General features: G+C 72.9%; 23 protein-coding genes, 1 tRNA gene, 1 other RNA gene and 1 pseudogene. 13 read left to right on the top strand and 13 right to left on the bottom strand.

Annotated elements, in window-relative coordinates; all coding sequences use genetic code 11:
- Positions 1–38 precede the first annotated feature (38 nt).
- Positions 39–1,274, top strand: coding sequence for an amidohydrolase family protein (locus DV701_RS09070; RefSeq protein WP_114928023.1), 1,236 nt, complete (start codon positions 39–41; stop codon positions 1,272–1,274).
- Here the strand turns inward: DV701_RS09070 and DV701_RS09075 are convergent.
- The 4 genes from DV701_RS09075 to DV701_RS09090 form a co-directional block, all read right to left on the bottom strand.
- Complete coding sequence (locus DV701_RS09075) at positions 1,271–1,822, bottom strand: gluconokinase (protein WP_228254958.1); 552 nt, start codon at positions 1,820–1,822, stop codon at positions 1,271–1,273. The genes DV701_RS09070 and DV701_RS09075 overlap by 4 nt on opposite strands.
- A 90-nt stretch (positions 1,823–1,912) precedes the next feature.
- Positions 1,913–2,686: an aspartate/glutamate racemase family protein gene (locus tag DV701_RS09080; protein ID WP_228254959.1), complete on the bottom strand. Its 774-nt coding sequence runs from the start codon at positions 2,684–2,686 to the stop codon at positions 1,913–1,915.
- Positions 2,683–3,957 (bottom strand): carboxylate--amine ligase, encoded by a 1,275-nt coding sequence (locus DV701_RS09085; RefSeq protein WP_114928024.1) that lies wholly within the window; start codon positions 3,955–3,957, stop codon positions 2,683–2,685. Before DV701_RS09085 ends, DV701_RS09080 begins: the two co-directional genes overlap by 4 nt.
- A 26-nt stretch (positions 3,958–3,983) precedes the next feature.
- Complete coding sequence (locus DV701_RS09090; protein WP_114928025.1) at positions 3,984–4,640, bottom strand: IMPACT family protein; 657 nt, start codon at positions 4,638–4,640, stop codon at positions 3,984–3,986.
- A 36-nt stretch (positions 4,641–4,676) separates the two neighbouring features.
- Here DV701_RS09090 and DV701_RS09095 point away from each other — a divergent pair, with 36 nt between their 5' ends.
- From DV701_RS09095 to DV701_RS19220, 5 genes are all read left to right on the top strand, one after another.
- Complete coding sequence (locus tag DV701_RS09095; RefSeq protein ID WP_114928026.1) at positions 4,677–5,333, top strand: copper resistance CopC family protein; 657 nt, start codon at positions 4,677–4,679, stop codon at positions 5,331–5,333.
- 182 nt (positions 5,334–5,515) lie between these two features.
- Positions 5,516–5,761 carry a DUF3073 domain-containing protein gene (locus DV701_RS09100; RefSeq protein WP_114928027.1) on the top strand — a complete coding sequence of 82 codons (246 nt, stop codon included), beginning with the start codon at positions 5,516–5,518 and terminating at the stop codon, positions 5,759–5,761.
- Positions 5,762–5,858: 97 nt separating this feature from the next.
- Complete coding sequence (locus tag DV701_RS09105) at positions 5,859–7,592, top strand: ABC transporter ATP-binding protein (protein ID WP_202863751.1); 1,734 nt, start codon at positions 5,859–5,861, stop codon at positions 7,590–7,592.
- 122 nt (positions 7,593–7,714) lie between these two features.
- Positions 7,715–8,272, top strand: coding sequence for a hypothetical protein (locus DV701_RS09110; protein ID WP_114928029.1), 558 nt, complete (start codon positions 7,715–7,717; stop codon positions 8,270–8,272).
- Between the two features lie 160 nt (positions 8,273–8,432).
- Positions 8,433–11,240 (top strand): nucleoside deaminase, encoded by a 2,808-nt coding sequence (locus tag DV701_RS19220; RefSeq protein WP_324616579.1) that lies wholly within the window; start codon positions 8,433–8,435, stop codon positions 11,238–11,240.
- Positions 11,241–11,268: 28 nt separating this feature from the next.
- On the opposite strand, the gene purM is transcribed toward DV701_RS19220, so the two are convergent.
- Together purM and purF are read right to left on the bottom strand one after the other, a co-directional pair.
- The gene (purM, locus tag DV701_RS09120) at positions 11,269–12,384 is read right to left on the bottom strand and encodes a phosphoribosylformylglycinamidine cyclo-ligase (RefSeq protein WP_114928030.1); all 1,116 of its coding nucleotides are present in this window, start codon (positions 12,382–12,384) and stop codon (positions 11,269–11,271) included.
- A gap of 54 nt (positions 12,385–12,438) precedes the next feature.
- Positions 12,439–14,022, bottom strand: coding sequence for an amidophosphoribosyltransferase (gene purF / locus DV701_RS09125; RefSeq protein ID WP_114928031.1), 1,584 nt, complete (start codon positions 14,020–14,022; stop codon positions 12,439–12,441).
- Positions 14,023–14,093: 71 nt separating this feature from the next.
- Here purF and DV701_RS09130 point away from each other — a divergent pair, with 71 nt between their 5' ends.
- Positions 14,094–14,858: a DsbA family oxidoreductase gene (locus DV701_RS09130; RefSeq protein WP_202863483.1), complete on the top strand. Its 765-nt coding sequence runs from the start codon at positions 14,094–14,096 to the stop codon at positions 14,856–14,858.
- 27 nt (positions 14,859–14,885) lie between these two features.
- Here the strand turns inward: DV701_RS09130 and DV701_RS09135 are convergent, their stop codons facing one another.
- The gene (locus tag DV701_RS09135; RefSeq protein WP_162802934.1) at positions 14,886–15,200 is read right to left on the bottom strand and encodes a hypothetical protein; all 315 of its coding nucleotides are present in this window, start codon (positions 15,198–15,200) and stop codon (positions 14,886–14,888) included.
- A gap of 32 nt (positions 15,201–15,232) precedes the next feature.
- Here DV701_RS09135 and DV701_RS09140 point away from each other — a divergent pair, with 32 nt between their 5' ends.
- Positions 15,233–15,640, top strand: a complete 408-nt coding sequence (locus DV701_RS09140; RefSeq protein ID WP_114928033.1) for a PPOX class F420-dependent oxidoreductase — start codon at positions 15,233–15,235, stop codon at positions 15,638–15,640.
- A gap of 16 nt (positions 15,641–15,656) precedes the next feature.
- Here DV701_RS09140 and DV701_RS09145 read toward each other — a convergent pair whose 3' ends face one another.
- Both DV701_RS09145 and DV701_RS09150 read right to left on the bottom strand, forming a co-directional pair.
- Positions 15,657–16,037, bottom strand: a complete 381-nt coding sequence (locus DV701_RS09145; RefSeq protein WP_114928034.1) for a sterol carrier family protein — start codon at positions 16,035–16,037, stop codon at positions 15,657–15,659.
- 26 nt (positions 16,038–16,063) lie between these two features.
- Positions 16,064–17,302 carry an arginine deiminase gene (locus tag DV701_RS09150; protein WP_114928035.1) on the bottom strand — a complete coding sequence of 413 codons (1,239 nt, stop codon included), beginning with the start codon at positions 17,300–17,302 and terminating at the stop codon, positions 16,064–16,066.
- A 37-nt stretch (positions 17,303–17,339) separates the two neighbouring features.
- Between DV701_RS09150 and DV701_RS09155 the strand changes: the two are divergent.
- Positions 17,340–18,388: pseudogene (locus DV701_RS09155) on the top strand (zinc-dependent alcohol dehydrogenase family protein).
- Here DV701_RS09155 and DV701_RS09160 read toward each other — a convergent pair.
- A complete protein-coding gene (locus DV701_RS09160) occupies positions 18,366–19,340 on the bottom strand; it encodes an alpha/beta hydrolase (protein ID WP_114928036.1) in 975 nt (324 codons plus the stop codon). The pseudogene DV701_RS09155 and the gene DV701_RS09160 overlap by 23 nt on opposite strands.
- Before the next feature lie 94 nt (positions 19,341–19,434).
- Between DV701_RS09160 and DV701_RS09165 the strand changes: the two genes are divergently transcribed.
- Positions 19,435–19,974 (top strand): helix-turn-helix domain-containing protein, encoded by a 540-nt coding sequence (locus DV701_RS09165; RefSeq protein WP_114928037.1) that lies wholly within the window; start codon positions 19,435–19,437, stop codon positions 19,972–19,974.
- Here the strand turns inward: DV701_RS09165 and ffs are convergent.
- An RNA gene (gene ffs / locus DV701_RS09170) (signal recognition particle sRNA small type) lies at positions 19,971–20,067 on the bottom strand. The two genes, DV701_RS09165 and ffs, sit on opposite strands and share 4 nt — an antisense overlap.
- A 73-nt stretch (positions 20,068–20,140) precedes the next feature.
- Positions 20,141–20,228, bottom strand: a tRNA-Ser gene (locus DV701_RS09175).
- Positions 20,229–20,387: 159 nt separating this feature from the next.
- On the opposite strand from DV701_RS09175, the gene DV701_RS09180 reads away from it, so the two are divergent.
- Positions 20,388–21,710, top strand: coding sequence for a short-chain fatty acid transporter (locus tag DV701_RS09180; RefSeq protein ID WP_114930960.1), 1,323 nt, complete (start codon positions 20,388–20,390; stop codon positions 21,708–21,710).
- 28 nt (positions 21,711–21,738) lie between these two features.
- Here DV701_RS09180 and DV701_RS09185 read toward each other — a convergent pair whose 3' ends face one another.
- Complete coding sequence (locus DV701_RS09185; protein WP_114928038.1) at positions 21,739–23,343, bottom strand: helicase HerA-like domain-containing protein; 1,605 nt, start codon at positions 23,341–23,343, stop codon at positions 21,739–21,741.
- On the opposite strand from DV701_RS09185, the gene DV701_RS09190 reads away from it, so the two are divergent.
- Both DV701_RS09190 and DV701_RS09195 read left to right on the top strand, forming a co-directional pair.
- Positions 23,342–23,653, top strand: a complete 312-nt coding sequence (locus tag DV701_RS09190) for a type II toxin-antitoxin system VapB family antitoxin (RefSeq protein WP_114928039.1) — start codon at positions 23,342–23,344, stop codon at positions 23,651–23,653. The two genes, DV701_RS09185 and DV701_RS09190, sit on opposite strands and share 2 nt — an antisense overlap.
- Before the next feature lie 25 nt (positions 23,654–23,678).
- Positions 23,679–24,227, top strand: coding sequence for a LytR C-terminal domain-containing protein (locus DV701_RS09195; protein WP_114928040.1), 549 nt, complete (start codon positions 23,679–23,681; stop codon positions 24,225–24,227).

A 24,227-nucleotide genomic window follows, 5' to 3' on the forward strand; every position in this document is an offset into this window, starting at 1 on the left:
ACCCGACCCTGTCAGCACCTGGCCCTACCCTGACCGTCATGTGGATCCGCAACGTGCGCCCGTGGGGCGCTGAGCTCTCCGACCTCCGGGTCGAGGACGAGAGGATCGTCGAGGTGCGCCGTTCAGGGGCGACCGACGACCCCGGTGAGGCAGGCGCCGGAGCGGGCACACGCCATACCGACGACGTGGACGGACGCGGGCGACTGCTGCTCCCGTCCTTCGCCGACGTGCACGTGCACCTCGACTCGACCCGCCTGGGGCTGCCCTTCCGTCCGCACACCGGCGGACCGGGCGTGTGGACGATGATGCTCGACGACCGGGCCCACTGGCGGGAGGCAGAGGTCGGGATCGTCGAGCGCGTCGCGCACACCCTCGGCCTCATGGTGGCCCGGGGGACGACGCGCGTGCGCTCCTTCGCGCAGGTCGACGTCGACGCCGGGCTGGAGCGGCTCGAGGCCGTCCTCTCCGCCCGTGAGACCCACCGGGACCGCGCAGAGGTGCAGGTCATCGCCTTCCCGCAGGCCGGTCTGCTGCGTGAGGAGGGCTCGCCGCAGGTGCTCGAGGACGCGCTGCGCGCCGGCGCCGACGTCGTCGGCGGGATCGACCCGTGCACGCTCGACCGCGACCCCGTGCGCCACCTCGACATCGTGTTCGGCCTCGCGGAGCGGTATGGCGTGCCCGTCGACGTCCACCTGCACGAGCCGGGAGACCTGGGCCGCTTCTCGGCCGACCTGATCATCGAGCGGACCCTCGCGCTGGGGATGCAGGGCAACGTGCTGATCTCGCACGGCTACGGGCTGTGGGACGGGACCGAGAGCCAGACCCAGGACCTCGTCGAGCGGTTCGCCGAGGCCGACGTGGCGACCGCGACCGTCGCGCCGGGCGGGCGGGCGACGCTGCCGCTGGAGCTGATGGCCGAGCACGGCGTGCGCGTCGGGCTGGGCGAGGACGGGCAGCGGGACTACTGGTCGCCCTACGGCAACGCCGACATGCTCGACCGGACCTGGCAGCTGGCGTTCACCCACGGCTTCCGCCGCGACGAGCTCGTGGAGCATGCCCTGGCGGTGGCCTCGCGCGGCGGCGCCTCGGTCATGGACCGGTCGCTGCCCCGGCTGTCCGGGGTCGGCGACCGGCCCGGGCTGGCGGTCGGCGACCGGGCGGACCTGCTGCTCGTCGCCGGCGACACCCCGACGGCCGCGGTCATGGACCGGCTGCCGGACCGAACGGTGCTGCACCGGGGGCGGGTGGTCGCCGACCAGCTCCAGCTGGTCTAGCTGCGCTGACGCTGCCCGACCGCGCCGACCTGGGCGACGATCATCCGGGCGATGCTCTCCGGGTCCTGGACGACGTCGACGATCATCCCGCGCTCGTCCTTCTCGAGGTGCTCGAGCGTCTCGAGCTGGGAGTCGAGCAGCGAGGTCGGCATGAAGTGCCGCTCGCGCACGCTCATCCGTCCGGCGAGCAGCTCGTCGTCGCCGACGAGGTGGACGAAGTAGGTGCCGGGCCCGCCACGACGGAGCACGTCGCGGTAGGAGCGCTTCAGCGCCGAGCAGGTCAGGATCGTGTCCCTGTCACCGCGCTCGCGCTCGGCGGTCCAGTCGACGAGCGCCTCGAGCCAGGGCCAGCGGTCCTCGTCGTCGAGCGCCTCGCCGCGGCTCATCTTGTCGATGTTGGACTGCGGGTGCAGGTCGTCGCCCTCGCAGAAGTCCCATCGCAGCAGCTCCCGCAGGGCGGCGGCGATCGTGCTCTTGCCGGTGCCCGACACCCCCATCAGGACGAGGTGCAGGGGCCGTGGTCCGGGGTCGGGCACGGGAGGGGTCACGCGGGGCTCCTTCTCGGTGGGGCGGGGGTGGTCCAACCCTAGTGCTGGTCCCCCTGCGCAGATCCGGCTTGCCGCCTGTTGCCCACGCGCTCAGCGCTGCGGCCCGAGGTCCTCCACGACCCTGGCGACCAGCGAGCTCTGCGCGTCCACGACCCGGTCGGGCAGCGGGCGGTCCTCGGTCGCCGCCTGCGCGAAGAGCACCGACAGCTCGGTGCAGCCGAGGAGCACGGCGTCGGAGCCGGCCCCCAGCTCGTCCACCAGCGCGGCGAACTCCTCGGTCGGCACCGGCACGTCAGCCTTCACCCCGTCGTAGATCATGCTCATCACCCGCGGCTGGTCGGCCTCCCCGGGCACCCGCACGGTGGCGCCGCGCCGCTCCAGCGCGTCCTGGTAGAGCCGGCTCGCCAGCGTGCCGTCGGTCGCCAGGACCGTGACGGTGGGCCGCTCGCCGCCGCTCGCCCGGGCCACGGCCATCACCGCGTCGGCACCGACCTCGACGATGCTCAGCAGCGGCAGCGGCAGGTCCTCCTCGTCGAGGAAGGCGTGCGCGGTGTTGCACAGGATCACCGCACGGTCAGCGCCCAGCCGGGCCAGCAGCTGCAGGTCGCCCAGCAGGTAGGGCGTGGGGTCGGGCTGCGAGGGGTCGTTCAGCCGGGCCGTCCGGTCGGGGACGGTCGCGTGGTTGAGCACCACGGAGTCGATGTGCTCCTGGTCGGTGCGCGCCGGCGTCGCCCGCACCAGCGCGTCGAGGAAGGCCACGGTCGCGGCCGAGCCCATCCCGCCCAGCACGCCGAGCACCGGCCCTGCCCAGGTGCCGGGGAGCAGCGGCCGCTCCGCGCCCCCGCCCTGCGTCGCCGGGCTCACGAGGTCACCGGCCGACGGTAGTGGGTGGCGAAGTTCTTGGTGTAGAGCACGTCGTTCTTGAGCTGGGCGAGCACGCGCTCCCGGCCGCCGTCCACGGCATACCGCAGCGGTCGCAGCACCCGCCCGGACCGGCGGATGCGCGTCAGCCGCTCGCGCGTCGACGGGTCGGTGACGTAGCGGCGCAGGAGGGGCACCGGCACGATCGAGTAGAGCCAGTCGTCGGTCTCGGGGCCGGTCCGGACGTCGTCGAAGGGGTCGCGCCCCTCGACGTACTCCCGCACCAGCGGCGTGACGACCGGGTGTCCCGCGGCGGTGAGGTAGGCGTGCGAGCGCCCGAGCCGCGGGTTGAGCTCGAAGAAGTACTCCGTCCCGTCGCGCGGGTCGACCTTGATGTCGAAGTTGGCGTATCCGGTCCACCCGACGTGCTCCATCAGCCGCGCCGCCTCGGCCACCGCCGTCCCGCTGGTGCCGTGCACGACAGCGAGCGGGTTGCCGATCATGGCCGGGTCGTGGTCCTCGAGCAGGACGTGGCCGAGCCGTCCCCAGCGGACGCTTCCCTCCCGGTCGGAGTAGGTGGTGAGCACCCTCATCTGCTCGTCGCCGCCGGGGATGCGCTCCTGGACGACGAGGCCGCCGGCGTAGCCGGCCGCCGTCATCGTCCGCCGCAGGGCGAGCAGCTCCTCGAGGTCGGCGCAGTAGGCGACCTTCTGCTTGCCCTGGTAGAGCAGCGCGCCGAAGGCCACCGAGTCGCCGGCCTTGACCACGAACGGCGGGCGCAGGCCCTCGAGCAGCTGGGCCACCGCCTCCTCGGGCGCGTCGGCCGGCACCGCGCGGGTCACCGGGTGGGCGACGCCCAGCTCGGCGCACAGGGCGGCGAAGCCCTCCTTGTCGGAGAGGCGGTCGATGAGCGCGCCGGAGGGGTAGGGCACGACGAAGCGCTCGTCCAGCCGGTCGCGCAGCCCGGCGATGCGGTCCACCCATACGTCGACGGTGCCCAGCAGCAGGACGCGGTGGTCGGGGCGTTCGTCGGCGACCCGCCGCAGGCAGGCGAGCAGCTCCTCGTCCTCGTCCATGCCGGGGCAGCGGACGTTGTCGATGATCGCCGACCCCCGCACGGCGGACGGGACGCCGCGGGTGACCACGGTGGTGCGCACGCCCAGCTCGGCGTGGAAGGCCCGGGCCAGGGTGTAGGTCGCCAGCTCCCCGCCGAGCACGACCGGCACGAAGGGCACGGTCGAGGCGAAACGCGCGGACGGGTCGGGCAAGGACATGGCGCGAAGCGTACCGGCCGCGGCTGTCAGCCCGGCCCGTCCAGCCAGCTCTCCGCCTCGCTGCCCGCCACCAGCTCGGCCTCCCCGGACGTGAGCGAGGCGAGCAGGCCGGCAAGCTCGTCCCGCTCGGCCACGGGCACCTGGACCCGCAGGGTGACGTGCTCGCCGTACCGGACGTCGGGGACCGCGACACCACGCGCCCGGAGGTCGTGCTCGAGGCGGCCCGCCGTGGCGTGGGACACCCGGACGTCCACCTCCCCCACGCGCACGCGCGTGAGCACCCGGGCCTCGGCGAGCGCGGCGCGGACCGCGTCGGAGTAGGCCCGCACCAGTCCGCCCGTGCCCAGCAACGTCCCGCCGAACCACCGCGTGACGACCGCGACGACGTCGGTGAGGCCCGCACCGGTGAGCACCTCGAGCATGGGGGTACCCGCGGTCCCGGCCGGCTCGCCGTCGTCGTTGCTGCGGACGAGAGCACCCTCCGGCCCCAGCACGAACGCCGAGCAGTGGTGCCGCGCGTCCCAGTGCGTGACCCGCGCCTCCTCGACCACGGCCCTGGCGCCCGGCTCGTCCTCCGCACGGCGCAGCCAGCACTCGAACAGCGACCGCTTCTCCTCGATGCTCGCCACCACGGGCGCGGCGACGGTCCGGTAGGACGTGGGTCGGTGGGGCGCGGGGTCCATCCCGCGAGGGTATGCCGCCTCCCTACACTCGGGAGCATGCCCCGTCCGTCCCGGTTGTCCCCGTCAGCGTCCTTCCCCTTCTCCCTGGCCCTGCTCCTCGCGGCGCTGCTGGCGGCGCTGCTCGTGGTCCCCGCCGGGAGCGCGTCGGCGCACGACCAGCTGACCGGCACCGAGCCCACCGACGGCGCCACCGTGGAGCAGGCGCCCGGGCAGGTGGTGCTGACCTTCTCCGGCGAGGTCGCCGACGTGGGCGCCCAGGTGCTCGTCGCCGGCCCGGACGGGGAGACGGTGGGCGAGGGCGACCCGCAGGTGAGCGGCAGCGAGGTGACCCAGCAGCTCCGGTCCGACCTGCCCGCCGGTGCCTACGAGGTGACCTGGCGGGTCACCAGCCAGGACGGCCACCCGATCTCCGGGACGTTCGCCTTCGAGGCGACGGAGACGTCCGGGGCGACCAGCGAGGCGGGGAGCAGCGAGGCGGGGGCCAGCGACGCGCAGACGTCCGCGGCCGCGAGCAGCTCTGCCGCACCGACCACGACCGGCGCCGGCGCCGGCGACGACGCCGGCATCACGGCAGCTCCGGACTCCTCCGACGGGGCCGGCGGGCTGCCCGTGTGGGCCTGGGTCGTCGTGATCCTCGCGGCGCTCGGCCTGCTGGGCCTGCTGGCGCGCACCTGGACCCGCGGACGCGGGTGAGCGGACCGGGGCGGACCCGGGCGCACCACATACCTGCTGGTCGCGCGGGTCGATGGCGAGGGTGAGCCAGGTCTCATGTAGCCTAGGCACCACGAACATACACAATCCCCGGGCAGGCTCCGCGACCTGATTCGTCAGCCAGCGATGCCGCCCCGGCAGACACGATGCAAGGGGGTCACGCCATGGGGCGCGGCCGGGCCAAGGCAAAGCAGATCAAGGTGGCCAGGAAGCTGAAGTACTCAGCTCCGGACACCGACCTCACCGCCCTGGAGCGAGAGCTCCGCGGCGAACACGGCGACCACAGCTATGACAGCTCGCCGACGCACGACGACGGTGGTGACGACGAAGACGACCCCTACGCCGACTACTCCGCCTACGGCGCGGAGGACGAGGACGAGGGTTCCTGGCACTCGCGCGGCCACGGCTGACGTGGGGTCGACGGAGTCTTCCAGCGCCCCACCACCGCATCCCGAGCACCACCCGCTGACCCAGCTGTGGGTCCGCTACCGGCAGTACCGCGCCCGCGTGGTACTGGCGTTCGTGCTGTCCACGTGCCGCAAGGTCATGGACGTCATGCCCGAGCTGCTCATCGGTGCGGCGATCGACGTGGTCGTGCGTGGCTCGGACTCCTTCGTCGCCACGCTCCTGGGCATCGCCGACCGGCGCGACCAGATCCTCGCGCTGGCGGTGATCAACGCGGTCGTCTGGGTGCTGGAGTCGACCTTCGACTACCTCGCGGCGCTCACCTGGCGCAACCTCGCGCAGCAGGTCGAGCACGACCTGCGGCTGGAGGCCTACGGGCACGTCCAGGGTCTCGACATGGCCTGGCACGAGTCACGGGCCACCGGGACCACGCTCGCGGTGGTCAACGACGACGTCAACCAGCTCGAGCGCTTCCTGGACACCGGGGTGGACAAGCTCTGGCAGCTGGCGCTCAACGTCGTGCTGGTCGGCGCGGTGTTCGCGCTGAGCAGCTGGACGCTGACGCTGCTGGCGTTCGCGCCGATCCCGGTGATCATCGTGGGCTCGCTGTGGTTCCAGCGTCGCCTCGAGCCGAGGTATGCCGTGGTCCGCGCCGCCGTCGCCCGCATCAGCGGGCTGGTCTCGGCCAACCTCGGCGGCATGTCGACGATCAAGTCGTTCACCGCCGAGGAGCGCGAGCTGGAGCGGGTGCGGGAGGCCTCGGAGGCCTACCGGCTGGCCAACGCCGAGGCGATCCGGGCCTCGGCGGCGTTCGTCCCGCTGATCCGGATGGCGATCCTCGTCGGCTTCACGATGACGCTGCTCCTGGGCGGGTGGATGGCGCTGGACGGGCGGCTGGAGCTCGGCCTCTACTCGGTGCTGGTCTTCATGACGCAGCGGCTGCTGTGGCCGCTCACCCAGGTCGGCGAGGTGCTCGACCTCTACCAGCGGGCGATGGCCTCGGTGCGGCGGATCCTGGCGCTGCTGGACGAGCGGCCGGTGACCCTGCCGGGACAGCGCTCGCCGGCGTCGGTGTCCGGCCGGCTCGAGCTGCGCGACGTGAGCGCCGGGTATGCCGACGGGCCGGACGTCCTCCACGACGTGTCCATGGTGGTCCCCGCGGGCGAGGTGCACGCCGTCGTCGGACCGACCGGGGCCGGCAAGTCCACGCTGCTGCGACTGCTGCTGCGCTTCACCGATCCGCGCTCGGGGCAGGTCTGTCTCGACGGGCTCGACCTGCGCGAGCTGACCTGGGAAGGGCTGCGCGGACGGATCGGCTACGTGTCCCAGGACGTGTTCCTCTTCGAGGGCACCGTCGCGGACAACATCGCCTACGGCCGTCCCGGGGCCTGCCTCGAGGAGGTCGTGCGGGCGGCGGTCCAGGCGGAGGCGGCCGGCTTCATCGAGGCGATGCCGCACGGCTACGACACCCACGTCGGGGAGCGCGGCGTGACGCTCTCGGGCGGCCAGCGCCAGCGGCTCGCGCTGGCCCGGGCGATCCTGCGCGACCCGGCGGTGCTGATCCTCGACGAGGCCACCTCTGCGGTGGACAACGAGACGGAGGCCGCGATCCAGCGCTCGCTGGCCGAGGTCAGCCAGGGGCGCACCACGGTCATGGTCGCCCACCGGCTCTCCACGGTGCGTCACGCCGACCGGATCTGGGTGCTGGCCGACGGGCGCGTCGTCGAGGCGGGCACCCACGACGAGCTCGTGTCCCGGCCCGGCCCCTACGCCGAGCTGTGGGCGGTGCAGACCGGCACCCAGATCGGCACGATGGCTGACGCGGAGGTCGGCTGAGCCGGACCCGCACCGGGTGACCGGCGCACCCGCCGGCGACACCACATACCCCGGGGAAATCGGGTCGGCGGCCGCGGCCCGAGCACGTAGTCTGGACACCGGACGACCGGTGGTGATCACCGGTGGCGGACGACGGGAGGGACGCGGTGGCGCGAGCGCGGCACGAGGCTGCCTGGACCCACCAGGACGCGACGGTGCGCGGCAGCGCCGGCCGGAACCGGGGCTGGGTGATGCTCGCGGTCGGCTTCGCGGTCATCGCGCTGCTGAGCATCTTCGCCTACAACCGGCTGATGAACTTCCAGACGGTGACCTTCGAGCTGCAGACCTGCCAGGCGTCCCTCGGCGAGGACGTGAACTGGGCGGACGTCGAGGCGGCCGGGTGCGCGCCGGCCCCGATCGAGGGCGACCGGCTGACGATGTGGCACGGGGGCGACCAGTCGAGCGCGGACGAGGTGACCGGAGGCGCGTGGGTCTTCGACGGCGTGCCGGTGAACACGGTGGTCAACTCGATGCAGATCGACACCGCTGTCCCCGCCCGCAGCGTGGTGCTGGTCGAGCCCGACAAGAAACAGGTGCGCACGGTCCTGACCTCCGACAGCGCGAGGACGCGGTGGAGCGGCTACGTCGGCGACCGCGCTGCCACGACCCTCTGGGTGCTGGTCACGCCCGAGGGCGGGTAGCCGCCCGGGCGTCCCGGGGACGTCGTCCACACGCCCCGGTCCTCTCAGACATCTGTACGACACGCTGTGGAAATCTCCGAGTATGTCGTACGGATGTTCTAGCCTTGTTCCACGAGGTCGACCTCACCAGGAGGCCGGTCGAGAAGGTCCGGGGGCGGACATGGACACCGAGGACGAGCGTTGGGGGCGGGTGCTGGTCGAGGGCGTCGCCGAGCGCGCCCGGCTCGACCTCGCTGCCCTGGGCGCCTTCGTGCCGGGCGCGTGGGCCGACCGGGCCGCGATCGGGCTGGACCGTCTCCAGGGGATCCTGCCCGAGACCGCGGCGGACCGGCTCCCCGAGGACATCGCGGAGCTGCTCGACCCGCTGGTGGACGCGTTCGACCGTCAGCAGATGAGCAGTGCCGCCGCGCTGGACGCCCTTCAGGCGGCGCACCGGCTGAGCGCGGCGGCGGAGGCAGCGGTGCTGCACGCCTCGCGGGAGCTTGCCGCCCGGACCGGGGAGGAGCAGCTGAGGCTCAAGGAGGTCGCCGACCCGGAGGAGCTCTCGCGCACCGCGCGTGAGCGGTGGCGGGGCCGGTGCAAGTCCCTGCCGGCGTTCGAGATCTCCGCGCTGACCGGTGAGGGGAGGGGCACTGCGAGGGAGCGGGTCGCGATCGCACTGGCGCCGGAGGTCTCCCGCAGGGCGGTCGACCAGGCCCTCGTGGCCGGCATCGCCCGGTTGGACCTGGTCGTCGCGTGGTGGCGCCGGTGCGCCCGGATGCCGCACGAGCAGGCCGGCGCGGTGGCCCGCGCTCTCTTCGCCACGGATGCCGGTCCTGCCGAGGCTGCCGTCGAGCGGCTGACCCCCGAGGGCGAGCTGTCGACCCTGCCCTGGGCCAAGAAGGAATTCTACCGGGCGCTCGAGCGCGAGGCGCTGCGCCAGGAGAGCGCAGACCCGGAGGCCCAGGAGCGCAAGCGTCAGTCCGCCCACAAGAACCGGGACGCCTACGCCGAGACCGACGACGAAGGGACGGCCAAGCTGGTCATCACCGGAGACACGATCTCGATCATCGGCTGCGTGGGGCGCCTGGCAGATCTCGCCGCCAGGGCGCGGCGGGAGGGGGACCCTCGCACCGAGTCCCAGCTGCGCTCCGACATCGCCCGCTCGCTGCTGCTGCACGGCACCCTGGACCTGCCCGACCTCGGCGACGAACCCAGCCTGATCACCCCCCACGACGTCGAACGGCTCGTCGACGTCCTCTCCGGCACCCCCGCGCACGAGGTCCAGGTGGTCATCCCCTGGGACGCCCTCACCGGCACCGCCGCTCTGATCGGCCCCGGCGTCGTCAACCCCACGCCGGTGGATACTTTCGGGACCAGTCAGGAGCGGGACGCGACCGGCACCCCCGACACCAGCGGCGCTCCTGACGCTGCCAGCGGTGCGACTGCCCGTGATGGCATGGCACCGTCCGGTTGTCCTCCGGGCACGGCCCTGGGCGTCCCCGGACCGGCGGCACCGCCCGGTCCGCCGGGCCAGGTCGGACAGATCCTGGGTCGCCACGGCCGCTACCTGTCCGCCGCGGAGATCAGACGCATCCTCGGGCGACCGGGCACGACCATCTACCGGCTCCTCACCGACCCTGCCGACGGCCGGTGCCTGGAGCGCAGCGTGACCGCCTACGCCCCCGACGCGGCGATGCGTGCCCAGCTGCGCGCCGCGGACGTGACGTCGCGGGCACCCGGGTCGACGACCCCTGCGGGCAGCTCCCAGCTCGACCACGTCGTGGAGTACCTCATCGGCGGCGCCACGAGTGAGCGCAACCTGCAGACGCTCGACGTGCCCTTCCACGCCATCAAGACCGAGAAGTTCTGGGACGCCGAGATGGACGCCGCCCGCAACGTCACCTGGACCTCGTTCTGGGGGCGGATCTACCGCACCCGCACCTACGACTACCGACAGTTCTCCACCTGGGTCCTCGGTGGCGAGACCGCCGGTGGCGGCAGCCCCGGTGACGGGACCCCCGCCGGCCGCAGCCCCGGCGGGACACGTGGTGACGGCACGCACGACGACCAGCTCCTCGACGAACGCTACCTGGCCTCGCTGCTCGTCTACGCGGCCCTGGCCCGACGCGGACCAGGTCACCGGCTCGAGGCCGACGACGACGACCCGACCTCGACCTCGACCCGCACAGCCGCGCCGCGCTCCAGCGCCTGCGCGAGGCCGTCGTGCTCCGCCACACCTCCAGCACCGGCCGCACGATCCCCGGTCCCCGCCCGGGCACCCCCACCCCCAAAAAACTCCTCGCCACCGACCGCCAGCACATCCTCGACCACCACGACTGGGTCAAGAGCGCCACGGACACCACCGCCGAACGCGCTACCGAGGGGCCGCAGGAGGACACAGCCCTCGGTCGGACCGACGCCCCCCAGCACGACGACCCGCCCGAGGAAGACCGCCCCACCGACCCTCCCCCGCCGTTCTGACGGGGTCGGCACGGACGGATCTCGACGCTCATACTGGGACCATGCGGACGGAGGAGACATGAACGACGCCGAACTGCTGGCCGCCGCGCTCCAGGAGGCCCGCACCGGGCTGGGCGAGGGAGGGGTGCCGATCGGGGCCGCGCTGGCCGTCGACGGCCGGATCGTGGGCACCGGCCGCAACCGGCGCGTCCAGCAGGGCAGCGCCATCCGGCACGGCGAGACCGACTGCCTGGAGAACATCGGCCGGCTTCCGGCCTCGGCCTACGCGCGGGCGACGATGGCGACGACGCTGTCCCCGTGCGACATGTGCACGGGCGCGGTCCTGCTCTACAAGATCCCCCGGCTCGTCATCGGGGAGAACCAGAACTTCTACGGCGGCGAGGACCTTCTGCGGCAGCGCGGGGTGGAGGTGGTGGTGCTGGACGACGCCGAGTGCACCGCGATGATGGCCGGCTTCATCGCCGAGAACCCCGAGCTGTGGAACGAGGACATCGGGGTGCAGTGAGCCCCCCTCCCTACCGGCGCCAGGCGGCTCAGCCCGGGTAGGTCCCCACCATCTGCACCGCTCCCCCGTCGACGCCCTTCGCGCCCTGGACGACCGGCTCGTCGTAGCGGTCCGCCGTCGACGGGTCGCCCACCGCCCCGACCTCCCACGCCGTGATGCCGTGGCCGGACAGGACCTCCTTGGTCCGCGTCACCCCCTCGGGCGCGACGACGGCCACGAACCCGACGCCCATGTTGAGCGTCTGCTCCAGGTCGGCCAGCGGCACCTGCCCCAGCTCCTGGACCAGCGAGAAGATGGCCGGCGGCGTCCACACCCGTTCGACGGTCGCCAGGTCCCCCGCGGGCAGGACGCGCGCCAGGTTGGCGGCCAGCCCGCCGCCGGTCACGTGCGACAGCGCGTGCAGCCCCACCCCGGCCCGGACCACGTCCAGCAGGGGCCGGGTGTAGATCCGGGTCGGCTCCAGGCACTCCTCGCCCAGGGTGCGTCCCAGCTCCTCGACGTGCCGGTCCCAGGCCCAGCCGGCCGCGGCGACCACGCGCCGCACCAGGGAGTAGCCGTTGGAGTGCAGGCCCGAGGACGGGATCGCCAGCACCACGTCGCCGCGCCGCACCAGGTGCGGCCCCAGGACGTCGTCGTGCTCGACGACGCCGGTGGCTGCGCCCGCCACGTCGTACTCCTCGGGCCCGAGCAGCCCGGGATGCTCTGCGGTCTCCCCGCCGACCAGCGCGACGCCGGCCAGCTCGCAGCCGCGCGCGATCCCCGAGACGATCGCCGCGATCCGCTCGGGCACGACCTTGCCGCAGGCGATGTAGTCGGTCATGAACAGCGGCTCCGCGCCGCTGACCACGATGTCGTCGACGACCATGCCGACGAGGTCCTGCCCGATCGTGTCGTGCACGTCCATCGCCTGCGCGATCGCGACCTTGGTGCCGACCCCGTCGGTGGAGGTGGCCAGCACCGGCCGGCGCATGTGCCTCAGTGCCGACGCGTCGAACATCCCGGCGAAGCCCCCGAGCCCGCCCACGACCTCCGGACGGGTCGCGCGGGCCACCGACTCCTTCATCAGCTCCACGGCCCTGTCCCCGGCGTGGACGTCGACGCCGGCGCTGGCGTAGGTGATCGGCTGGCGGTCCGGCGCGGTCATGGGCGTCCCCTCGGGCAAGGTGTGCGGACAGTTCTGGTCAGTATGTGGTGCAGGTCAGGGCCGGCGCACCGCGTCGGCCCCGCCGGCGCCGGCGGTGACGCGGACGCCCTCGACGTCGAGCGCGCCGATCCGCACGCTGTCCGGGTCGGGCTCGGACTCCACCGGGAAGGGCAGCTCGAGCACGTCCTTGCCCAGCTTGTCGGTGTCCGGCAGCTCGATCGGGTAGGTGCCCGAGAAGCAGGCGGTGCACAGCGCGGACCGCGGCTGTGCGGTGGCCTCGATCATCGAGTCCTCGCTGATGTAGCCCAGCGAGTCCGCGCCGATCGAGGCGCAGACCGCCTCCACCTCCAGCCCCGCGGCGATGAGCTCGGCCCGGGTGGCGAAGTCGATCCCGTAGAAGCAGGGCCAGCGCACCGGCGGCGAGGAGATCCGCACGTGCACCTCGGCCGCCCCGGCCTCGCGCAGCATCCGGACCAGGGCGCGCTGGGTGTTGCCGCGCACGATGGAGTCGTCGACCACGACGAGCCGCTTGCCCCGGATGACGTCGCGCAGCGGGTTCAGCTTGAGCCGGATGCCGAGCTGGCGGATGGTCTGGCTGGGCGCGATGAAGGTCCGCCCGACGTAGGCGTTCTTGACCAGCCCGTGCCCGAACGGGATCCCCGACGCCTCGGCGTAGCCGATCGCGGCCGGGGTGCCGGACTCCGGTGTCGGCATGACCAGGTCCGCCTCCACCGGGTGCTCGCCGGCCAAACGCCGACCCATCTCGACCCGGGCGTCGTAGACCTCGCGCCCGGCGATCGTGGTGTCCGGACGGGCGAGGTAGACCCACTCGAAGACGCAGCGCTTGGGCGCGGCCTCGGCGAAGCGCCGGGTGCGCAGGCCGTTCTCGTCGATGGCGATGAGCTCGCCCGGCTCGACCTCCCGGACGACTGCGGCGCCGACGATGTCGAGGGCGGCGGTCTCTGAGGCGACCACCCAGCCGCGCTCGAGGCGGCCCAGGACCAGGGGGCGGACCCCCTGCGGGTCGCGCGCGGCATACAGGGTGGTCTCGTCGCAGAAGACCAGGCTGAAGGCGCCCCGCAGCTGCGGCAGCACCCGCATCGCCGACTCCTCCAGCGGCAGGTCCTCGTCCGCGGTGAGCAGCCCGGTGAGGATGGCCGTGTCGGTGGTGCTCCCGCGGCCGACCTCGCCGCCGGACCTCGACAGCTGACCGCCGTGCGCCTCGGCGAGCAGGTCGCGCAGCGCGGCGGTGTTGACCAGGTTGCCGTTGTGGGTCAGCGCGACGGTGTGGTCGCCGCTGCCGCCGAGGGTGGGCTGGGCGTTCTCCCAGGTGTTGCGGCCGGTCGTGGAGTACCGGCAGTGCCCGATCGCCAGGTGACCCTGCAGCGAGGCCAGCGCGGCCTCGTCGAAGACCTGGCTGACCAGGCCGATGTCCTTGTAGACCACCAGCCGGCGACCGTCGCTGGTCGCGATGCCCGCCGCCTCCTGGCCGCGGTGCTGCAGGGCGTAGAGGCCGAAGTAGGTGAGCTTGGCGACCTCCTCGCCGGGGGCCCACACCCCGAACACCCCGCAGGCGTCCTGGGGAAGCCGCTCGCCGGGAAGGAGGTCGTGCGAGAGACGTCCGTCAGCGCGTGCCACGCGCCCATCATTCCACAGCCGACCGGCCGGCCCGGCGGAATGCTGACGCGTCACGCACCGTTGTCGAGGACATGGCTCCCACCTCCTCGCCCGACACGTCCATGCGCATCGACGTCTGGTCCGACATCGCCTGCCCGTGGTGCTACGTCGGCAAGCGCCGCCTGGAGTCCGCCCTCGGCGGCTTCGAGCACGCCGACGACGTGGAGGTGGTCTGGCACAGCTTCGAGCTCGACCCCTCCGCCCCGGTGCCGCCGGTGGAGACCTCGACCACGGCGCTGGCCAGGAAGTACGGCGGCGGCCCGGAGCAGATCGCCGCGATGCAGGAGCGGGTCAGTGAGACGGCCGCGGGCGAGGGGCTGGACCTCCAGCTCGGGCGGACGCTGCACCTCAACACCCGGGACGGCCACCGGCTCATCCACCTCGCGCTCGACAAGGGCGGCCCGGAGCTGCAGGGGCGGCTGAAGGAGGCCCTGCTCGACGCATACTTCGTGCAGGCCCAGGACGTGACCGACCGCGCCGTGCTCACCACGCTCGCCGAGGGCGTCGGCCTGGGGGCCACGGAGGTCGCCGAGGTCCTCGAGAGCGACGCGTACGACGCAGCCGTCACCGCAGACGTCGAGCAGGCCCGCGCCTACGGCGCGAACGGCGTGCCGTTCTTCGTGGTCGACGGACGCTACGGGATCTCCGGGGCGCAGCCGACCGAGGTCTTCGCCGGCGCGCTCCAGCAGGCGTGGTCCGAGCGCCGCCCCGTGCTGCAGAGGGTCGGCCCGGCCGGGACGACCGGCGAGGACGCGGCGGCCTGCGGGCCGGACGGCTGCGAGCTGCCGCAGGGCTGAGCCCGCTGCACGCTCGCGGGCCGCTGCTCAGCGCCGCGAGGAGCGGCGGTCGGCGAGCAGGTAGGCCGCCGAGCCCAGGAGCAGCCCGACGAGCAGGCCGGTGGCGCCCAGCAGGATGAGCTCCTGCAAGGCGCTGCTGTTGGGAGCATCGGGACCGTAGCGCCCCACGAACGCCCCCACGACGAAGCCGAGGAACCCGCCGGCGACGAGGAAGCGCACCATGTCCGGCCGGCGCCGCACCGGCACCAGGATCTCGCCGGGGGGCTGGCGTCCTGTCCCGTGCTGCCCTCCGCGCTCACGCCCCGGCTCGCCGTCCGTCACCTTGTCGTCCTCGTCCACCACCCCTCCAGTGTCCCTCACGCTACGGTCGGTGCATGCCCACGCCTCCCCTGCCCGACGCCGTCACAGATTTCCTCGCCGCACCCAACCACGCGACGATCAGCGTGGTGCGCGCCGACGGCCAACCGGTCTCGACCCCGACCTGGTACCTCCTTGAGGGCGGCCGGATCCTGGTCAACATGGACGAGGGGCGGCGGCGCCTGGCGCACCTGCGCCACGACCCCCGGGTGGCGCTGAGCGCGCTCGATCCCGAGGACTGGATCACGCACGTGAGCATCCTCGGCCGGGTCGTCGAGCTCGTCGAGGACGCGGGTCTGGTCGACATCGACCGGCTCTCCGAGCACTACACCGGCCACCCCTACCGCGTGCGCGACAGGGGGCGCGTCAGCGCGTGGGTGCAGATCGACCGCTGGCACGGGTGGGGCCGGCTCAAGGACGGCTGAGTCGAGCGCGGCGGTCTCACCCCAGGGGCAGGTAGGCCGTGAGGTCCGCCCGCTGCCCCGACGCCCGGACGGCGCCGCTCGCCACACCCTGCGCCCAGGTGAGCCGGCCCGTCACCAGCTCCAGCCAGGTCTGCGCATCGGTCTCCACGACGTTGGTCGGCGTCCCCCGGGTGTGCCGCGGGCCCTCGATGCACTGCACCGCGGCGAACGGCGGGACGCGGACCTCCACGGACCGCCCCGGTGCCCGGACCGACAGCTCCTCCGCGGTGTAGCGCACCGCGGTGGCGAGCACCTGGCGCGGCACGGCGGGCGCGCCGCGCTCCGCGGTCTGCGCGGCGAGCCACACCCCCAGGGCCTCCTCCCCGGCGGCGACGTCGACGCGGCGGCGCGGCGGCATACCTGGACGACCTGTCGGGAGCGGGCTCAGGGAAGCGGGTCGCGCTCGACGGGGCAGGACATGCAGCGGGGACCGCCGCGGCCCCGACCGACCTCCGAGCCGGAGATCTCGAGGACCTCCACCCCGTTGGCGCGCAGGTAGTCGTTGGTCACCGTGTTGCGCTCGTAGCCGACGACCACCCCCGGCTCCAGGGCCAGCACGTTGCAGCCGTCGTCCCACTGCTCGCGCGCGGCGGCCCGCGGGTCCTGGTCGGCCGCGAGGATCCGCAGCTTGGGCACGCCCATCGCGTGCCCGACCACCTTCATCATGTCCTCGGGGGCGTGCCGCTCGATGATGACGTCCACCCCACCGTTGCCGTCCTCCTCGCCGGCCGTCATCGTCCACGACGGCAGGTCCGGCAGGCCGAGGTAGCGGGTGAAGGTCTCGGGGTCGATCATCGTCATCACCGTGTCCAGGTGCATGACAGCGCGCGCCTTGGGCATGTCGAGCGCGACGATCGTGCTGACCCGGCCCGACCCGAGCATCCGCCGGGCGAGCCGCTCGACGCCCATCGCGGTGGTGCGCTCGGAGAGCCCGACGAGCACGACGCCGTTGCCGAGGACGAGGATGTCGCCGCCCTCCGCCGTCGCGGGACCGTCGTCGACGCCCTCGGTCCACCAGTCCATCCCGGCGTCCCTGAACAGCGGGTGGTGCTGGTAGATGGCGGCGTAGTGGACCGTCTCGCGGCGCCGCGCCTTCTTGTGCATCGAGTTGACCGCGACGCCGCCGTAGGCCCACGCCGAGGTGTCCCGCGCGAAGAGGTGGTTGGGCAGCGGGGCCAGGACCGCGTCGTGCAGGTCCAGCTGGTCGATGGTCAGGGACTGCGGGTGGGGTATGCGGTCGAGCACCTCGGCCTTGGTGATCCCCCCGATCAGGTGGCGGGCGAGCTCGGCGTCCGCCATCTTGTCGAACATCACGCGCAGCGCCTCGGCGCCCAGCGGGCCGGTGTGGCGCTCGTCGAGGGAGTGGTCGAGGATCTGCGCGCGGGCGGCGGGGACCGCCAGGGTCTCACGCAGCAGCTGGTCGAGGTGATGGACGACGACGCCGCGCTCCTGCATGACCCGCACGAAGTGGTCGTGCTCCTCCTGCGCGCGCTCGACCCAGAGGATCTCGTCGAACAGGTACTGCTCCTTGTTCTCCGGCGTCAGGCGGTGCATCTCCAGACCGGGTCGGTGGACGATCACCTGGCGCAGGCGACCCACCTCGGACGCGACGTCGAACGGCATACGCTGGACGCTACCGCACCCCTGACATGATGACCCCATGCGCGCCACGATCCTCCACGCCCCCCACGACGTCCGCCTCGAGGAGGTCCCCGACCCGACGGTCCTGCGTCCCACCGACGCGGTCGTGCGGGTCACCGCGACCTGCGTGTGCGGCTCCGACCTGTGGTTCTACCGCGGGATCAACGAGGTCAGCGAGCCTCGGGGCATCGGCCACGAGTTCGTCGGGATCGTCGAAGAGGTCGGTGCCGAGGTGCGGACCGTGCGGCCGGGCCAGTTCGTGATCGCCCCCTTCCGCTACTCCTGCGGGACTTGCGCGCACTGCCGGAACGGCGTGCAGACCTCCTGCGTGCTGGGCGGCCAGGGCTGGGGCGGCCTGGACGGCGACGGAGAGCCGACCGCCGCCTGCCAGGCCGAGGTGCTGCGGGTCCCCTATGCCGACGGCACCCTGGTGGCCACGCCCGAGGTCCCCGGCGAGGACCAGCTGGCCTCGATGCTGGCGCTGTCCGACGTGATGGGCACCGGCTGGCACTGCGCCCTCTCCGCCGGTGTGCGGGAGGGCGAGACCGTGGCCGTGGTCGGCGACGGTGCGGTCGGGCTGTCCGCCGTGCTGGCCGCCGCCCGGCTCGGCGCAGGCCGCGTGGTCGCGATGTCCCGCCACGCCTCCCGGCAGGCGGTGGCGCGCGAGTTCGGCGCGACCGACGTGGTGGCCGAGCGCGGCGAGGAGGGCGCCGCGCGGATCATGGAGCTGACCGACGGCGTCGGCGCCGACCGGGTGCTGGAGTGCGTGGGCACGGGCGGGTCGATGGACCAGGCGTTCGCCTCGGTGCGGCCCGGCGGGACCGTCGGCTTCGTCGGGGTGCCGCACGGGGTCGAGGTGCCGGTGACGTCCATGTTCCGCCGCAACGTCGCACTGGCCGGCGGGGTGGCCCCTGTGCGCGCCTACCTCGAGCAGCTGCGCGACGACGTGCTCGCCGGCGAGATCGACCCGGCAGGGTGTTCGACCTGACGCTGCCGCTGGACGAGGTCGCCGAGGCTTACGCGGCCATGGACGAGCGCCGCGCGATCAAGGTGATGCTGCGCCCCTGACCTGCTCACGGCGCTGCGGGTCGGTGCTGCGCAGGATCCACCCGGCCACCCGGTCCAGGACCTCCGCGTCGACCGGCCGCTTGACCAGCTTCTTGTAGCGGGCGAAGGAGGCGTCCTGCTCGTCCCGGCGCAGGATGTGCGTCAGGTCGGGCACGAGCTCGGTCTCGACGTCGCCCGGGACGAGCTCGACGATCCTCTCCAGATCGGCCGGTCTGACCTGCAGGTCCTTGGCGCCGGTGATGGCCAGGACGGGCACCGTGGTCTCGCTTAGGTGGGGCGCCGGGTCGTAGGCGAGCAGCTCGCGGTGCCACTTCGCGTTCTGCTTCGCGCCGTCCAGCCGGATCACGTCGGCGGTGCTCGCCTCGAGCTTGGCGACGTTCCTGGCCTGACGCTTCACGATGTCGATACGCAGCAGCCGCAGGACCGCCCTGAGCGGCCGCGGCAGGGAGTCCGCCAGCTGCCGGGTCTGCCAGGCGAGCAGCTCCTTGCCGGGGGTAGCGGTGCCGGAGAGCAGCACCAGCCCGGCGACCCGGGGGTCGGCACCCAGGTAGGTGGCCAGGATCGCTCCCTCGCTGTGGCCGACGACGACGATCCGCTGCGGGTCCACGCCGGGCTGCTCGGCGAGCAGCTGCAGTGCGGCCCGGGCATCGTCCACGTTGTCCAGCAGGCCGGTCCTCAGCCACTCCCCCTGCGAGCTGCCGGTGCCGCGCTTGTCGTAGCGCAGCGAGGCGATCCCGTGGTCGGCCAGCGACTCGGCGAGCGCCCGGCTGATGCCCAGCGGCATCCGCCTGTGGTCGCCGTCGCGGTCGATGGGGCCCGAGCCCGGCAGGATCAGCGCGGCCGGCCAGGTCGTGCCGTCCCGCGCCTCCCCGGGCAGGACGACGGTGCCCCTCAGCCCGAGGCCGGCGGAGGTGAAGGTGACGTCGGCTGTGCGACGGGAGGCGAGCGCCATGGTGGCTCCTTCTGGAGGACCAGGAACGGCGGGTCGGGCGACCCCTTGGTTCTCATCATTGATGAATATTATCAGACATGATAGTTTCTCGTCCATGACCTCCTCCACCGCAGATCTGCTGCTCCATCCCGTGCGCCTGCGGGTGCTCCAGCTGCTGCTCGCCGGGGAGGAGCTGACGACCTCGCAGATGGCCGAGCGGCTGCCCGACGTGCCGACGGCCTCGCTCTACCGGCACGTCGCCCGCCTCGCCGACGCCGGCGTCCTGCGGGTGGTCCGCGAACGGTCCGTCCGCGGCACCGCCGAGCGGACGTATGCGGTGCAGGTCGAGGCGGCGCGGGTCGGTCCGGACGCGGCCCGCTCGATGACCCGCGATCAGCACCGGCGGGCGTTCACCACGTTCACCGCCAGCCTCCTCGGCCGGTTCGAGAGCTACCTGGAGCGGGAGGAGATCGACCCGGCGCGGGACGGGATCAGCTACCGGGAGGCGGCGATGTGGCTCACCGACGCTGAGCTGGAGGAGATGGTCGCCGAGCTGCGGGAGACGATCACCGCTCGCATGGAGCACCGCGAGACGCCGGGTCGCACGCGCCGCACCCTTGCGACGGTCCTGCTGCCCGGCGGCACCAGGGCATGAAGAACCCCTCGCGCACCTGGAAGAGCTCACCTGCCCTTGCTGCATTCCTGCCCTGGGGGAGTTCAGTGAGGTACCACCGCACGAGGGGTCCGCTGACAGTCTAGGCGACCGCTGGGGGGCCACCAAAACGACGCGGCCCCCGACCGGTGACGGTCGGGGGCCGCGGTGGCGGAGGATGGGGGATTTGAACCCCCGAGGGTTTTATCCCAACACGATTTCCAATCGTGCGCACTAGGCCGCTATGCGAATCCTCCGCCGGTGAGGATACCCGAGGACACGGGCGGCCCGGAAATCCGGGCTGGCTAGGGTGAGGTGACCCGACCCTGTCCCGAGCCGGAGGAAGCATCCCCATGCCCAGCGCACCCAGCCCCACCGAGGCCTCCCGCAAGGAGGGCACCCCGCTGTCGCGGGCCATGAGGCCCGTCAACAACGTGGTCGAGCGGTTCATCCCCTCGGCGCTCGTCTTCTCCATCGCCCTGACCTTCATCGTCGCCGTCATGGCGCTGATCCTGACCGACACCGGCCCGGCGGACCTCGTGGTCCAGTGGGGCGACGGCCTGGCCGGCCTGCTGGCCTTCATGACGCAGATGGCCCTGATCCTCCTGCTGGGCCACATCCTGGCCAGCACCGGCCCCGTCCGCAGGCTGCTGGGCGTCCTGGCCCGGGTGCCGAGGACCCCGCTGTTCGCCTACGTCTTCGTCTTCGTCGTCGCCGCCCTCGCCAGCCTCATCACCTGGGGCCTGGGCCTGGTCGTCGGCGGGCTGCTCGCCCGCGAGGTGGCCTACCAGGGTCGCGAGCGCGGGATGAAGCTGCACTTCCCCATGCTTGTCGCCTCCGGTTTCGCCGGCTTCGTCGTCTGGCACATGGGCTACTCGGCCTCCGGCCCGCTCACCGCCGCCACCGAGGGGTCCTTCCTGATGGAATCCCTCGGCGGGAAGCCGCTGCCGATCAGCCAGACCGTCTTCTCCTCCTGGAACATGATCGCGGCGCTGGTCGCCATCGTGGTGGTCGCGCTGGCCCTCTACATGGTGGCCCCGCGCGAGGGCGACCGGGTGGTCGAGCTGACCGTCGACGCCCGTGAGAAGACCGACGACGGTCAGGAGGAGGTCCTCACCCCGGCCGACCGGGTGGACGCCAGCCGGCTACCGACCCTGCTCGTGGGCCTGTCTCTCGTGGCCTACCTCGCGATGCACTTCGGCCGCGGCGGGACGCTGACCCTGGACACCGTCAACTGGTCCTTCCTGGCACTGATCCTGCTGCTGGTCCGCAACCCCTTCGAGCTGATCCGCCTCACCAAGGACGCCGCCTCCAACGTCGGCGAGATCCTGCTGCAGTTCCCGCTCTACGCCGGCATCCTCGGCATGATGACGGCCTCCGGCCTGGTCCTGGTCGTCACCGACGCCTTCGTGGCGGTCTCCACCCCCACGACCTTCGGGCTGCTGGCCTTCCTGTCCGCGGGACTGGTCAACTTCTTCGTCCCCTCCGGCGGCGGCCAGTTCGCCGTGCAGGGGCCGATCATGCTCGGCGCCGGCGGCGAGCTCGGGGTGGACCCCGCGATCACCATCATGGCGGTGTCCTACGGGGACCAGTGGACCAACATGATCCAGCCCTTCTGGGCGATCCCGCTGCTGGCTATCGCCGGGCTGAAGATGCGGGACATCCTGGGCTACACCACCGTGGTCCTGCTCGCCTCCGGCCTGGTCTTCGCCACGACGCTGCTGCTCGTCTCGCTCTGAGGCGGCCAGGGCCGGCCGAGCGGCGCCGTCAGCGGCGCCGCTTGCCGGTCCCGAAGATCGACCGGGTGATCTCGCGGCCGATGACGGTGCCGGCGGAGCGCAGCATCGACCTGAACGCCGAGGACCCGACGACCTGCTCGACGATGCTCTCGTCCTCCTTGGCGCTGCGCGACCTGGACCGGCTGCCCGAGCCCTCGTCCGCCGGCGCCGCGGCCGGCGCCGCAGAGGACTCCTCGGCCTCCTCCTGCGCCTTCTGCAACCGGGCGGTGAGCACCTCGTAGGCGGACTCGCGGTCGAGCGTCTCCGCATACTTCGTCCCCAGCGGGGAGGCGGCGACCAGGCCGTCGAGGACGGACTTCTCCGACGGGCCGATCTGCCCCTGCGGGGCGCGGAGCATCGTCCGCGCGACGGGCGTCGGGGCGCCCTCGTCGGAGAGCACGGTCACGATCGCCTCACCGGTGCGCAGCGAGGTGAGCACCTCCGCGAGGTCGTAGTCGCTCGTCGGGTAGGTCGAGACCGTCGCGCGCAGCGCCTTGGCGTCGTTGGGTGTGTGGGCGCGCAGCGCGTGCTGGACCCGGTTGCCCAGCTGGGCCAGCACGCTGTCCGGCACGTCGGTGGGCGTCTGGGTGACGAAGAAGACGCCGACGCCCTTGGAGCGGATCAGCCGCACCGCCTGCTCCACGGACTTCAGGAAGGCGTCGGAGGCGTCGTCGAAGAGCAGGTGGGCCTCGTCGAAGAAGAAGACCAGCGTGGGCTTGTCCGGGTCTCCGACCTCGGGCAGGTCCTGGAAGAGGTCGGCCAGCAGCCACATCAGGAAGGTGGAGAACACGACCGGCTTGTCCTGGACGCCGGGCAGCTCGAGGCAGCTGATGACGCCCTTGCCGTCGTCGGTGGTGCGCATCAGGTCGCTGGTGTCGAACTCCGGCTCGCCGAAGAAGACGTCGCCGCCGGCGGCCGACAGCGCGACCAGCTGGCGCAGGATGACGCCGGCGGTCGACGTGGCCAGGCCGCCCAGGCTCTTGAGGTCGCCCTTTCCCTCGTCGGAGACCAGGTGCTGGATGACCGCCTGCAGGTCGGGCAGGTCGAGCAGCGCCAACCCCTGCTGGTCGGCCCAGTGGAAGACCAGGCCCAGGCTCGACTCCTGCGTCTTGTTCAGGCCGAGCACCTTGGACAGCAGCGTCGGCCCGAACGCGGTCATGGTGGCGCGCACCGGGGTGCCGACCCCCTGTCCGCCCAGGCTGAGCAGCTCGACGGGGTATGCGGTGCCCGTCCAGTCCTGCGCGAGCGAGGTCATCCGTTCCTCGATCCTGCCGCCGCCGCCGGCAGCCGTGGCCAGGCCGGTGAGGTCGCCCTTGACGTCGGCGAGGAAGACCGGGACGCCGGCGTCGGAGAGCTGCTCGGCGAGCACCTGCAGGGTGACGGTCTTGCCGGTGCCGGTCGCGCCCGCGACGAGTCCGTGGCGGTTCATCGACCCGAGCGGCAGACGCACGACCGCGTCGGGGACCACCTCCTCGTCCTGCACCGCGCCGCCGAGCACGATGCTCGGGCCGGTGAAGGCGTAACCCTGGCGGATCCGGTCGATCTGGCTGCTGCTCTGCTCGCTCACAACGCCAGACTCTAGACTGCGCGCCATGATCTTCAAGGGCGTGGGCGAGGCGCGCCCCTACCCGCCGCACGGGCTGGACGACGCGCGCGACTGGGCGCACCTGCCCCCGCGCATGCTCCGTCTGGACGAGCTGGTGACCACCCGCGCCGAGCTGGACCTGCGGGTGCTGCTCTCGCCGGACTCCACCTTCTACGGCGACATCTTCTGCCACGTGGTCAGGTGGCAGGACAACCTGTACCTCGAGGACGGCCTGCACCGGGCGCTCCGGGCCGCCCTGCAGGGCCGACCCGTGGTCCACGGGCGTGTCCTCGACCTCGACGCGGCCCCCGGTCGCTAGCCTCGGACGCCGGAGAGGAGCCGACGTGGGATACGTGCGTACCGCCGGCATGTCGACGGCCGCCCGCCGGGCACGCCGCCGCGCCGCGCTGGTCATCAGCGGGCTGCTGCTCGCCCTGCTGGTGGTCTTCGGGCTGGCGATGGCATTCGTGCAGGGCTGGATCAGCACGCCCGGCGGCAGCGGTGACGCGGCCGCCACGTCCGCGGTCTCGGCTCCCCCACCGGCGATGACCGTCGCCGAGGTGAGCGTCAACGTCTACAACGCCGGCGGGATCCCCGGGGCGGCGGGCCGCGCCGGGGAGTCGCTGCGGGAGCGGGGCTACTCGGTCGCCACCGTCGCCAACGACCCGGAAGGCGCCGACGTGCCCGGCGTCGGTGTGATCCGGCACGGCCCCAAGGGCATCGAGGAGGCCGAGCTGCTGCGGGCCGACCTGCCCGGGTCGGTCGAGCTCGTCGACGACGGTCGCGACTCCGCGGTCGTCGACCTGGTGCTGGGCGCGCAGTGGGAGGACCTGCCAGCCGCCGGCGCCTCCGACGCCGACCCCTCCGACGCCGACCCCTCCGAGGAAGGCTGA

Source organism: Ornithinimicrobium avium (genome assembly GCF_003351765.1).
GTDB lineage: Bacteria > Actinomycetota > Actinomycetes > Actinomycetales > Dermatophilaceae > Ornithinicoccus > Ornithinicoccus avius.